General features: G+C 48.5%; 10 protein-coding genes. 3 read left to right on the top strand and 7 right to left on the bottom strand.

The window, feature by feature from the left end:
- Window positions 1–24: 24 nt before the first annotated feature.
- Window positions 25–849 (bottom strand): MerR family transcriptional regulator, encoded by an 825-nt coding sequence (locus tag AK95_RS19765; protein ID WP_071221628.1) that lies wholly within the window; start codon window positions 847–849, stop codon window positions 25–27.
- Window positions 850–962: 113 nt separating this feature from the next.
- Complete coding sequence (locus AK95_RS19760; protein ID WP_235613166.1) at window positions 963–1751, bottom strand: alpha/beta fold hydrolase; 789 nt, start codon at window positions 1749–1751, stop codon at window positions 963–965.
- A 275-nt stretch (window positions 1752–2026) separates the two neighbouring features.
- Between AK95_RS19760 and AK95_RS19755 the strand changes: the two genes are divergently transcribed.
- Window positions 2027–4072 (top strand): serine hydrolase domain-containing protein, encoded by a 2046-nt coding sequence (locus tag AK95_RS19755; RefSeq protein ID WP_071221627.1) that lies wholly within the window; start codon window positions 2027–2029, stop codon window positions 4070–4072.
- Between the two features lie 484 nt (window positions 4073–4556).
- Here the strand turns inward: AK95_RS19755 and AK95_RS19750 are convergent, their stop codons facing one another.
- Together AK95_RS19750 and AK95_RS19745 are read right to left on the bottom strand one after the other, a co-directional pair.
- On the bottom strand, window positions 4557–5522 hold the full coding sequence (locus tag AK95_RS19750; RefSeq protein ID WP_071221626.1) for a DUF4097 family beta strand repeat-containing protein: 966 nt from the start codon (window positions 5520–5522) through the stop codon (window positions 4557–4559).
- Window positions 5523–5720: 198 nt separating this feature from the next.
- A complete protein-coding gene (locus AK95_RS19745; RefSeq protein WP_071221625.1) occupies window positions 5721–6536 on the bottom strand; it encodes a ZIP family metal transporter in 816 nt (271 codons plus the stop codon).
- A gap of 332 nt (window positions 6537–6868) precedes the next feature.
- Here AK95_RS19745 and AK95_RS19740 point away from each other — a divergent pair, with 332 nt between their 5' ends.
- A complete protein-coding gene (locus AK95_RS19740; RefSeq protein WP_071221624.1) occupies window positions 6869–7429 on the top strand; it encodes an NAD(P)H-dependent oxidoreductase in 561 nt (186 codons plus the stop codon).
- Between the two features lie 77 nt (window positions 7430–7506).
- On the opposite strand, the gene AK95_RS19735 is transcribed toward AK95_RS19740, so the two are convergent.
- Entirely contained in the window at window positions 7507–7878 is a 372-nt protein-coding gene (locus AK95_RS19735; protein WP_071221623.1) for a winged helix-turn-helix transcriptional regulator, read from the bottom strand.
- A 112-nt stretch (window positions 7879–7990) separates the two neighbouring features.
- Window positions 7991–11179, bottom strand: a complete 3189-nt coding sequence (locus AK95_RS19730; RefSeq protein WP_071221622.1) for a bifunctional cytochrome P450/NADPH--P450 reductase — start codon at window positions 11177–11179, stop codon at window positions 7991–7993.
- 390 nt (window positions 11180–11569) lie between these two features.
- Between AK95_RS19730 and AK95_RS19725 the strand changes: the two genes are divergently transcribed.
- Complete coding sequence (locus tag AK95_RS19725) at window positions 11570–12061, top strand: DUF2798 domain-containing protein (protein WP_071221621.1); 492 nt, start codon at window positions 11570–11572, stop codon at window positions 12059–12061.
- A gap of 79 nt (window positions 12062–12140) precedes the next feature.
- On the opposite strand, the gene AK95_RS33555 is transcribed toward AK95_RS19725, so the two are convergent.
- On the bottom strand, window positions 12141–12231 hold a 91-nt coding region (locus tag AK95_RS33555; RefSeq protein ID WP_162487510.1), incomplete at its 5' end, for an IS3 family transposase.

The following is a 12231-nucleotide window of genomic DNA, read 5'->3' as shown; positions in this document are numbered from 1 at the left end:
AGCTATATGGTATATGTAAATCTCTTATTTTTTGGTCACGGGGAAATACACCTCGGTAACCAATTTCTCGGCAGTCAAGGCCTGATAGGGGTCGGTTACATAAACTTCATAGGGCGATTGAGTCAAAGCATATCCTTCATCTTCTATCCATTCCCTCAGTTTGGCATATACCGATGTCAAATTGGAATAAGCCCCCTTTAAAACAGACCTCGCGCAAAGGCCCCCGCACAACACTCTCGTTCCCTTTACAGCCTCCCTGACCGGGAGGGCGAACTCGGTGTCATTGCCTGCAGGATGAAATTCCGGACTGTGATATATCGTCATGGGTGTTCCAACCAAAGTAAGTTGCTCCCTGGCAATCTTTTCGTACAAACTGCTGTAATACCCGCCGTATCCTAAAGCATAGTCATCTCTGCTCATCATCTGACGCATGTAAAGGATATTCATTGGTTCTGTTTCAACAAGCTGTACTTCGATATCATCCAGATATGACATCAGATGTATGCCCTGCTCCAGATTCAAGATATCCTGGTTCATTTGTTTTAGAATATATTCATACGTGTCTAACTTCTCCTGAATGTCCCTACGTTTGCGATGAAGGGCGAAGCGAAGCTTCTCTTCGGATGGATCCGCTTCCTCGTCCAGAATCTCCTTGATTTCTTCCAGCGAAAAATGATAAGACTTCAAACGGTTAATATAAAGCATTTTCTTTAATTGACTAATGGAATAATATCGGTAACCGTTTTCCGGATTGATCTGATCCGGATGTATTAATCCGATTTCATCGTAATATCGAAGTGTCTTGGTAGATACTTCGCATATTTTGGAGAATTCTCCAATCGACAGCAAAGGTTCACCTCTTTTCTGGTTTATCGCTCTTGGTTCAAAATCACTATACACCTTGCCCTAAGGGCAAAGTCTACAGCCATTTTTTGAGAAGGATTATGATCTGACCGTCCCCGCTATAAATGAGGAGTACCCTCCGGAATTGTACCGGTGTTAAGCCAATGGTTCACTACCCGATTAAACAGCGCCGGATCAGCAAGCGGTATGCCGTGCCCAACACCGGGAAAGATGATCCCGTCAGCGTTTTCGCTCAGCTGCACGAGATCTTCAGCGGACTTTTTAACACGGCCTCTCTCCTTCTCCCCAACCGTAACCAATAGCTTCGTTGTGGATTCTTGAATCCGCGGAGAGATTGAATAGGACATATTCTCCTTCAGCACTGAAACCAGCATCTCCCGCTTCATATGCAGTGTTTCCGCGTAATACTGTTCAAAATCAACCTCATTCACATACAGCGTGCTTGCCTGCCATCTGGAAAACCATCTGTATCTTGTTAATGGGAAGCTTATTCGAACGGAAGGTTCAATCAGCTTAAGCGCTGTCGGCATCGGCCGTAGCAATGCGCTGTTTACGATGGCGTAATCAATAAGGCCGGGTCGCTGACATATCATCTCTACGAGAATTTGCGCACCTAGTGAAAAGCCGAAGACAACAATCTCCCGTCCATCAGCTTTGGTCGAAATGACCTCGTTAAGCTGCTCCGCGGTGCGGCTTATGGAAAAAGGCGGATTGCCGGTGTTGCGCCCATGTCCGGGCAAGTCAGGTATCAGGCAGAAGCTGTTTTCAAAAAAGGAAATCTGCTTGCTCCACATCCATCCGCTTACACCGCCGCCATGCAAGAAAACGATCATCCTTGCTGCCTGCTTATTTCCGCTCTCCTTAATGTATAGATTCAGTTTCCTCATCCCCCAGTCACCTCTATATTTATACTATTATAAAATAAGAAGTATAAATTTTGATAGTATATTACCTAAATGTCACAAAATAATTGTACTAATTAAAAACATTGGTATAAAACCATCAATTTCGCTCTCGGTTATTCTATCTCCCCTGGACCAAAGTCGAGGCCTGGTTCCCTCCGAAGAGCCAGCTAAAACTCATTCTGCGGACCGTTCTTCCATCTCCCTCCATCGTCTACCATGAAGTGGAAATCAAATACGATTGACAAGGAGAGGAACCCATGAAGCCAAATAAACAAAACAAATCCAGAACCATTCGTGTCCTGGCAGCCTCCGTACTGTCCGCTAGCCTGCTGGCTTTCCCTGCCGATATCTTTGCCGATACAGTTAAACCCGCCTCAAGTACAGCTTTAACACAGCATACGGGAGCACCGGTACTGAGTGCCAAAGAAGTCAAGGCGTTCACCGACGCCTATTTTGCCAAACCCCAGGTTTCGGACATGCTGGCTGGTGCGCTTGTTGTGGTCGTAAAAGACGACAAGGTGCTGCTGAATACGGGCTACGGCTATGCCGACCTTGAATCCAAGAAAAAGATTGACCCCGATCGAACCTTGTTCCGCATGGCCTCGATATCCAAATCGATAACCGCGACGGCGGTCATGCAACTGGTAGAGGAAGGGAAAATCGACCTGAAGCAAGACATAACCCATTATATGCCGGATGTTAAAATCACCAACAACACCGGGACACCCGTCACCGTTGAGCATTTATTGACCCATACGACAGGCTTCGACTTTACGGACGACTACTCGCTTCCGCAGCATATCATTCAGAAGGGCGAGGTGCCGCTTGCCGACTTTATCCGGTTAAATGCACCGGCTGTGGTTCGCACGCCAGGAGAGGTTTACCGCTACGATAATCTTGCCTCCTCCATGCAGGGCTACATTGTCGAGCGGGTATCAGGAGAACCGTTTGAAGATTATGTAAAAAAGCATATTTTCACCCCGCTACAAATGGAGCACGCTGCATTTCGGATGGATGAGGATATCATCGCAAACCTTGCGACTGGCTACAATTCCGAACGTCATCCGTTTAAGCCGTACCAAAACATACCTACCATCGCGCCGGAAGGCGGCATGTTCGCCACCGGTACCGATATGGCCAATTTCATCACTGCCCATCTAAATAAGGGCCAGTTCGGATCTTCTCGAATAATGAAGGAAGAGACCATGCGTTTGATGCATCAGACGCATTATGATGCAGCTGGTCTTCCGTTGATGTCATACGGTTTTGAGTCGTTTATGCACACCAGCCATAACGGCCAAACCCTGATTGGCAAAGGTGGCGATTTGGATGGCTATCATTCCTGGCTTTGGCTCCTTCCCGACCAGAATGTCGGAGCCCTGATCGTTGTTAACAGTGACGCGAGCACATCGATCCGCGCCGAATATTTCACCGCATTTATGGATCATTTTTATCCGAAGAAGCAGGTTCAGCCGAACGACTTCCCGCTTAATCAGGAGCAGCTCAAGAAATTCGAGGGCATGTTCAGAAGTTTGAGAACACCGATTATCGCCACACAGGTGAAGGCCGGCCAAGGTGAGTTATTGGTCTCGGATGCATTGGGCGAACATAAACTCACGCCGGTCGGTCCGCTGCGATTCGTAGATGAGAACGGTACGCCTGCCGCCTTCAAGGAAGATGATAACGGCAATGTGGCGTATATGTATTATACGGCGATAGACAGCATGTCCGAGAAGCTCGCGGAGCCTGCTGCGTACAGCGACGTTCCGGAAGAGAATCCTTATGCCAAGGATATCTACTTCATGCAGTCCCTCAAGGCTTTTGGAGAGAATGAGCAATCCACCTTCCAACCGAATGAACCGATTACGCGGGCAGAGTTTGTCAGTGTTATCAGCCGTCTGGCCGGGATGAAGCCTAGCGAAAGCGCGAGTTCGTTTAAGGATATGCAAGGGCACCCTCTCGCTGGTTATGTGCAGAATGTCGCGGACATGGGAGGTGTCACCGGCACACCAGCCCAGAACTTTGAACCGGATCAGCCGATCACGCGCCAAGAGGCTGCTGCTATAATATGGCGTGTGGCCCAAAACACGCTTGGCGCCAAGGCGGTTCCGGCCAAACTCAGCTCAAAACCGGCTGCATGGGCAGACGAAGCCGTACAGTTCATGGTCGGATCCGGGATGCATGGACCCGAGGTGACAACAGACGCAAACGGGGCCGCCGATTATCGGCCGTCCGACAAACTTCTGCGCAAGGAAGCTGCCGCCATCTATGCGAGACTGATTCAACAAGCTTTTGGTTTTTAATGAAAGAAACACCGAAGTTGGTCATAACCCTGTCAAGTTGACGCGAATAAAGTGACATCTTTAAGCTGCGACCGTTTCCCGGAACTCCAATGGGAAGCGGTCGTTTAGTTTTTCTGAACAGTCTCCGTGAGTTTGCAGAGTTTGCACTCCCCCGCACGAACGTAGATAATATCCTTGACCCGTTTTTTTAGCTGCGTGTCCGACTGAAAGTTCCCTCCATATGATGGGATCAGTGTTATACGAAAGTAACAGAAGGATGACTCCAGCGGTCGACGACAGCCGTAGTATGCTCTTCTATCAGGTGCTCCTACTGTTCTCGCGCATCCATCACGGAAGCCCGCTGTTATTCCCATGAAAAAATCCCCTCCGGCAGACAACATGTAAAGCCATCTTAACAGATGTCTTTTTTCGTTGTCTGCCATGAGGGGAGAATACCAATTCGGGGTGTCTTCTCTTCAAATCATCGATTCTATTGTGATCAACTTTATTCCAGCTTGAAGTTTCCAGAGCCCGTGCGAACTTTCAGCGCTATGTCGCCATTGCCGAACTTCCCCTTCAGTCTGCCTTCGTCTTCGTCTTTTACCTCATACTGTATTCCGTCCCACTCGACTTTCCCTTCACCGGAGCTTCCTTGATAATCAACTTCCAGGGAGGATGGCTCTTGAGCCAAATCGATGGTTACGTTCCCGCTTCCGGCACGGAGGTCGGTATTATGGATCAACCGCTCCGATTCCAGGTGTATGTTTCCAGAGCCTGTATTTCCTTGTACGGCCGACTCTCCGTCTTTCAGTTCCACGTCGCCGCTTCCATTCTGAAAGTTCAGCGTTGTGGCATGGTAGCGTTCCGCCTCTATAGTGCCGGATCCGGATTCCAACATAAAGGATTCGGCTTCAATCTCCGTTGCCTCAATATCACCACTGCCGGTATACACCGTAAGTGAACCTGCATTTACTTCCTGAATATTGATATTCCCGCTGCCTGCCTTAACGGTGACAGCATCTCCACGCATATTTCCGATCTCGATATCGCCGCTTCCACTTTCGATTTGGGCCGCAGTCCATTGCTTTTCCGGTATTTCCACGGATAAAACGATATCCATAATATTCACGCCAAACTCAATACCGTCAGGAACATCAACCCCGATTTCCAACGTATCTCCGTTCGGCTCGACCTTCAATTTCACTTGGTCTGCATTTTTCGTGCTTACCTTTCCGTTCAACCGGATTTTAATCTCGTCTGCATTTCCTTTTGTGATTTCAATGTCGGAGCTTCCAGTCTGTAGGGACAAATCCCGGAAATCATCAGCGGCCAATGTTTTCTCTTCATTAATTTTTTTGGTCTTAAAGGAAAATCCGAATTGAACATCCGAAAAAATGTTCATCGGGTTCATCGTAAAGAGCAACAGCAGTACGCCGGCCACTACGATCAATATACCTGTTTTCTTTTGCATAATGTGTTCCCATTCCTTCCGTCGTCCCTTTTTGTCTCTCTCCTGCCAAATCCTGAAGTCCTATTCAGTATAGCATCCATTTAGAGACTTGAGCATTGGTCCCGCGAATGAGACGGGAACCTCGACTTTAGTCCAGTATAGCTTAGCCGGAGTGAACGACAAAACAGCCAGTCCGCACCCGGCTGGCTGTTCTCGTCGCTATCCCAACGCCACATCAAGAATCATCATCAATACAAAACCGAACATTAAACTCATGGAAGCCAAATCCTTATTCCCTTTTTCTTGCGAACTTGGAATAACCTCTTCGGCTACAACAAAAATCATCGCACCTGCCGCGAAACTTAATGCGTAAGGGAGCATGGGTTCAATAAAGGCGACGGCTACCGCGCCGATTACCGCGGCAATGGGTTCCACCATACCCGAGAACTGTCCATAGAAAAAGCTTTTTCTCTGAGACATTCCGTCACCTCGTAATGGCATGGAAACTGCAACGCCCTCCGGGAAGTTTTGAATACCGATGCCCAAGGCCAGTGTCAAAGCCCCCACCAGCGATGCTTCAGTTCCTCCATTAGCAAGCGCACCGAATGCGATCCCGACCGCTAATCCCTCCGGAATGTTGTGGAGGGTAATTGCGAGTACCAGCAGCGTACTCCGTTTTCTCACCTTGGGGTTATATCCTTCCGCTCCTCCAATCGGAGAATTGGGATGAAGATGGGGTAATACCTTATCGATTCCCCATATAAAGACTCCACCTAGCAAAAATCCAAAGGCAGCCGGAAACCAGTTTCCAATCGCATTGCCTTCCGACATCTCGATGGCTGGAGCCAATAAGGACCAGTAACTGGCCGCAATCATGACACCGCCGGCAAAACCCAACATACTATCCAGCAGGCGCTGGTTCAATGTTTTTGTAAAAAAAACAAGAGCCGCCCCTAACGCCGTCATTCCCCAAGTAAACAAGGTGGCTAGTAATGCTTGGATAATGGGATTGAATTTCATAAAAAAATCTACCATTAAACAAGAACTCCTTTATGAAAAAAATATGATACCAGATAATATCTCCGAATATAGACCTTACATACATTTAACGGTTATTCAGAGAGTGATCTAGAAATTATGTACCCGTGAGAGTTCATTCTAATGCAGCCAGTGCAAATTATTATATATCATAATATGCGATTATGGTTGTCTTTTATTTTTCAGAAAACCCTACAATCTAGAATCTACGTTATCCTCCGCCAACACTCACCTTTTGGTAAGTACCTGTACTAAAAGTGCATACTTACATAATTGCAGTGCGCGCTTTATACTCAAGAAAATCAATCATGCTCAAGGAGGATACATCATTGAAAACACTTGTTATCGTTACACACCCAAACCTGGAAACATCCGTCATTAATAAGCGGTGGGTAGAAGAACTCCGACAATACCCGGAAAAATATACGGTACACGAATTGCATAAGGTTTACCCCGACGGAAACATTGATGTGCAACAAGAACAACAGCTTATTGAATCGCATAGCCATCTCGTTCTGCAGTTTCCGATCTATTGGTTTAATTGCCCGCCACTCCTCAAGAAATGGCTTGACGATGTTTTTGCTTATGGTTGGGCTTACGGTTCAAGAGGCGATAAATTAAAGAATCGGAAAGTGGCTTTAGCTGTATCCGCCGGCATCAAGAAAGAAGATTATCGGGAAGACGGAAGGTATCGCTACACGCTTGCCCAGATCCTAACTCCTTTTGAAACGACCTTCCTGTACTGCGATGCAGATTATCGTTCGTTCTTTGCCTTTTATGGACAAGAGGCTGCTCCTGGCGGCAACACGCCTGACATGGACCTATCGCCTCCTGATAACGCACTGGATATAAGTGCACGTGACTATTTGAAGTTCATAGACAACATGTGATTAATAAACCGAATGAAGCCGTTAAAAAAAGAAGTATTTCCTTGTTCAGGAAATACTTCTTTGAATATAACAAAACATCATGCTTCCAGTTGCACAGCTTCCATAGCCGGCAAACTGTTTTTCTCTCCCCACTCGCACATCATATGTAACACAGGAATGAGGGATAGTCCGCGTTCCGACAAGGTGTATTCGACTTTTGGAGGGACCTGGGGATATTCCGTGCGAACGATAAGTTCATCTGTCTCCAGCTCCTTTAACATGATGCTTAGCGTTTTAAAGGATATGGAACCAATGCTTCGCTTCAGCTCATTATGCCGCATTACCTTATTTTCAGACAACCAGTACAAGATGATCATTTTATATTTACCGCCGATCAAGGATAACGTATAACCAAAGCCGGTGTCTTGAGGTTTCACGCCAGTCGGAACACAGGTTTCAGTTTCGCGCATAAGTCACACTCTCCTTCGAATCTCTTCCATTACTCATGTACTGATCATCTTAACATAAAAACAGTACTGGATCGAAAGGAGATCTGGAGAACAAAATTCGCTGGAATGACCATCATCCCGCCCAGACGTCTTTTACATATTGTCCCGACGCCTCCAGCCCGGATAGCCAGGCGGCAGCCTCTTTTGCACTAACGCCATGTCTTTCCCGATAGGAAAGCATTAGTGTGTGCTCTACCTCCGGGGCCATCCGAGAACCGTCACCGCAAATGTACATTCGTGCCCCTGCCTCAAGCAGTGACAGCAATGACGCTCCGTCTTGTGTCATTAAATGCTGGACATAGCACTTATCTACACCGTCTATCCTTGAAAAGGCTGTGTGCAAGGTGACCAGGCCTTCTCTCTCCGCTTGCTCAAACTCCTCGCGGTAAAGATAGTCTTGCTCCGGATTCCGACAGCCGAAGTACAGATGCGCAGCACCCAGCTCCTGCCCAGCCTCCCGAAGCGCTTGTCTCGCCTGGATGAACCCCCTGAACGGAGCCACGCCCGTGCCCGGACCAATCATGATGATTGGCGTTGCCGGATCCTCCGGCAGCGCAAAGCCCGACTCCGGAGAACGAATGAACATCAGAACCTCTGCGCCCGTCTCCAACTGTTCCAAATAGTTGGAAGCCACGCCCCGGTATTCCCCCTGACCGCTCCAAGCACTGCCTCGTACGACACTGACCGTGATGCTTGCCGTATTCGGGCTAACCTTCGGGGAGCTGGAAATCGAATAATATCTCGGCTTCAATGGCGGCAGGAGCTCAAGAAACCGTTCAAACGGCAGCTCGCAGGCTTCATACCGCTCCAGCAGGTCGAGCATGGTGATCCGTTTGGCTCGCACTTCAGCCTGATAGGTCGCTTCGGCAAGCAGTTCTTGAAGCTCTTTGGCATGCGGCGGGCATACCGTGTAAGCGGCCATCTCCCGAATTTGGGCTCTTGTGGCCGGCTCCTGCAGCTCCACGCTGCGGAACAGCAGGTCGTCCAGGCGGACAGGAATGCCTGTCGGCAAATGCGCACCGCTTCTTCCTTCAGCAGACAAGATAAGATGAGCACCTGCATCCAGTTTGAAACTTCGGAGCACTCGCTGAACCAGTGTCACCGGATTGACCGGAAGTACCCCCAGATGATCTCCTTCACGATAATCCGTTCCCGCCGGAAGCGAGATTTCGATATGCTGCGTGATCCTTCCGCTGTCCGCATGCTGCAGATTGCGGGTATGAGCAACGTGCCCGGTTACAGCCTGGTAGGTTTCCGCCAGGGGCACGGCGGCCGCTCCCTGCACGAACTGGACGGACAGGGCACTGCGCTTCGCCACATTGACGGACGTAAGAGGGAGTCCTAGCGATTGCATCAGATCCGGCCATAAATGCTCCGTCCATTCGTCGACTTCACGCTCAAAGTCTCCGCTGGCATCACTCTCACCACGCGCAAGCAGTCGCTGCGCCCCTTTGATTGCAAGCTGATCGTCTATCAAGCGCGGAATCCGCTGATAGGTGCTTGCCCAGTTGTGGTCTCCGCAGCCGAATACCGCATATCGCACACCCTCAATTTCTGATTCAGCGGCATTCTCCAGCCATTCCGTAAATGCCTTGGCATTGGAAGGCGGCTGTCCGTTGTACGAGGCGGTTACAATGATGACGGCCCCTTCCTTCGGAAGCTTTCCGGCATAATCGTCCAGTGTGCCCACCTGGCTGTCGAACCCTTGGTGCTTCGCAGCATCCGCCACCTCTCGGGCAATCCCCTCTGCCGTGCCCAGATTGGACCCGTATAAAGCGAGGAGCGGCGTATGATGAGCATTAGTCCCGGTTGTATCGGACAACGTGGCGTATTCCTGCTTCTCCGAATCGTTTGCTCCCGTCTTGCCTCCTGCCGGAACCAACAGTGCAGCCCCGTCCTGACGGCTTCGAACTTGAATATGGAACCCTTCCGGCTTCAATGTGAGGGTTTCCTTAACCTTTAACTCATAAGACTGGTTATCGATCAATTCAAAATATTTGAGCACCAAGCCAAGCACCAAGGTTGCCTCCTGCAGCGCAAACTGCTGCCCGATGCATGCGCGTTGTCCGTTGCCAAATGGTTTGTACGCGTCATGCGGCACCTTGCTGGGATCTTCGAAGCGCTCCGGTCTGAACGTCTCCACGTCGTCTCCCCACACGCGGGAGTCCCTATGCAGTCCCGGAATCAGGACCGTTACGCTGTCCCCCTTCTGAATCGGATAGGTTCCTCCGATTGCCGTATCTTCCTTCGCATATAACGAGAAGGCAGGCGCAGTTGGCCATAAACGCAGTGACTCGCTAAGAACCATGCGGACGTATTTGAGCTCCCGCACCTGGCTGTAAGTCGGCACGGGATCTTTCAGAACGCGGTCCACCTCGCTTACCGCTTTATGCAATTTATCCGGATTTTTCAGCAAATAATAAATAGCAAAGGACAGCAATCCGCTTGTCGTCTCATGCCCCGCGATAAGAAACGTAATCATCTGATAACGAATATTCTCTTGATCCAGGCGCTCGCCTGTATCAGGATCGACGCCTTCCAGCATATGCGCGAGCAAATCCCCTTCTTCACCGCCATACTTCTTGCGATCTTGAATGAGCTCGTCAACTAGCGAGAACATGTTCTGGACATCTTCCTGAAACTGCCGCTTCTTTTTAATCATAAACATGTCCTGTATGCCCAGACGGTGCAGCTGATTCATGCCTTCATCAAGGGCCCGCACCATGCTGTCGATAAACGGGTGATTGTCTTCCCGGTAGAAGCTGTTAAAGCGATAATTAAAACCACACAGGCCGATGGTATCCAGCGTCAGACGAGTCATGTCGGCAGGAACGTCCACGGATTCGTCGGGGTTGAGCCGAGCCCATTTCTGGATGAGCTGCATCGCGATATCAACCATTTTGGTATGGTAGCCTTGCATCGCACGCTGGCTAAAGCTGGAGAGCAGGATGTTATGTGCCTTTTTCCAGTTGGGCTCGTGTGTAGCGCTCGTAAACAATCCATCACCTGCAAAAGGACGGACATTCTGAAGCGGCGCCCAGATTCGTTTATCAAAACGCTTCTCATCACACGCGTCCTTGACATATTCGTGGCCGGAGACGTACAGCTCCCTGCGTCCACCCGGATATTGAAATTGAAATATCGGCCCAAGTTCCGAGGCGACCTTCACAAGCGATTGGACCGGAGCAGCGGAATCCAGCAGCGGCAGATTGCCGAGCGGTCCGTAAGTTTTAGGTTGAGGTACTTGCTTCATATGCGACATTCGATCTCCCTCCATGATCCATAGTTTCTTTAGTATGCGTCCCTTTGTCCGGACGGGTGAATTCGTATCCAGTACTAATTGACCAATATCGTAATGTGGTCATTTCGCGATAAAAAAGGAGGATTGACGGCGGCTTCGTTAGTTTCCACTTCGCTTGGCTGTCTTATCCTAGCCTTTACCCTATCACGATATGAAGGTCACGCATATCAGCCGTAGGTCCTTTAGGACTATAAAACCAAATAAAGGATCTCCCACCCTGAAATGCAATGAAATTAGTCATTTTTGTACTTTGCAAAGGAATGTTTTTAGAAAATGTTCACAGAATTTTCACTTACGAGAGACTTTCTCCGATCTCTATAATGACAAAGGTAACTAGAAAGGATGATGAACTTGCCAGCAACAAAAAAAGAAAATGTTTATTTTGGTTTGATGATGTGTGCGGGGATGGTTATCATGATGACCTCCTACAATTTGTTCACAAACGGATTAATTGGGAAAATATCGTTTATGGCCATACTTCTGCAATTGGTGTTGGGCTTTGTGATTGCCTTCTTATTGGAATCGTTTGTTGTCGGACCCATAGCAAAGAAAATTGTTTTTTCCTTATTGCGTAATAAATCCAGTAAAATTCTTATGATTGTGATGATGGCATTTTGTATGGTGATCGGCATGGTTACTTTTATGTCCATGTACGGGCTAGCTTCCTCCTACTATGCAAACGGGCTCGGAGGGGAATCACTGCTTGGAAGCTACTTCTCCATCTTCATTAAAAACTTCGTGTTTGCGCTGCCGCTTCAACTCCTCATTGTAGGCCCGACCGTTCGCTTCCTGTTTGGCAGGTTGAAAGCAAAACGCGTGAACGAATCATTATCTGCCGTATAATCGATTGGAGTCCAATCTCTCTCAACAACAAAAGCCGCGAATTTGAAGTGACCCCCAAAAGTTAGACACGGTTATTTCATTAGGCAGCTTTCTCAAAATGAGTTCGGTACTGTACCGGACTCATTTTTAATTTTGCCTTTAACCGTTTGGTATTGTAGTATTCAATATAT

The organism is Paenibacillus sp. LC231, from assembly GCF_001860525.1.
Taxonomy (GTDB): domain Bacteria; phylum Bacillota; class Bacilli; order Paenibacillales; family Paenibacillaceae; genus Paenibacillus_AQ.
Note: the sequence above shows the minus strand (reverse complement) of the source record. Positions and strands in the feature narration are given on the sequence as shown.

Coding starts and splice junctions, on each gene's coding strand:
- AK95_RS19760 (WP_235613166.1), bottom strand. CDS start 1,751: ATGAGGAAACTGAATCTATACATTAAGGAGAGCGGAAATAAGCAGGCA.
- AK95_RS19755 (WP_071221627.1), top strand. CDS start 2,027: ATGAAGCCAAATAAACAAAACAAATCCAGAACCATTCGTGTCCTGGCA.
- AK95_RS19750 (WP_071221626.1), bottom strand. CDS start 5,522: ATGCAAAAGAAAACAGGTATATTGATCGTAGTGGCCGGCGTACTGCTG.
- AK95_RS19745 (WP_071221625.1), bottom strand. CDS start 6,536: ATGGTAGATTTTTTTATGAAATTCAATCCCATTATCCAAGCATTACTA.
- AK95_RS19735 (WP_071221623.1), bottom strand. CDS start 7,878: ATGCGCGAAACTGAAACCTGTGTTCCGACTGGCGTGAAACCTCAAGAC.
- AK95_RS19730 (WP_071221622.1), bottom strand. CDS start 11,179: ATGTCGCATATGAAGCAAGTACCTCAACCTAAAACTTACGGACCGCTC.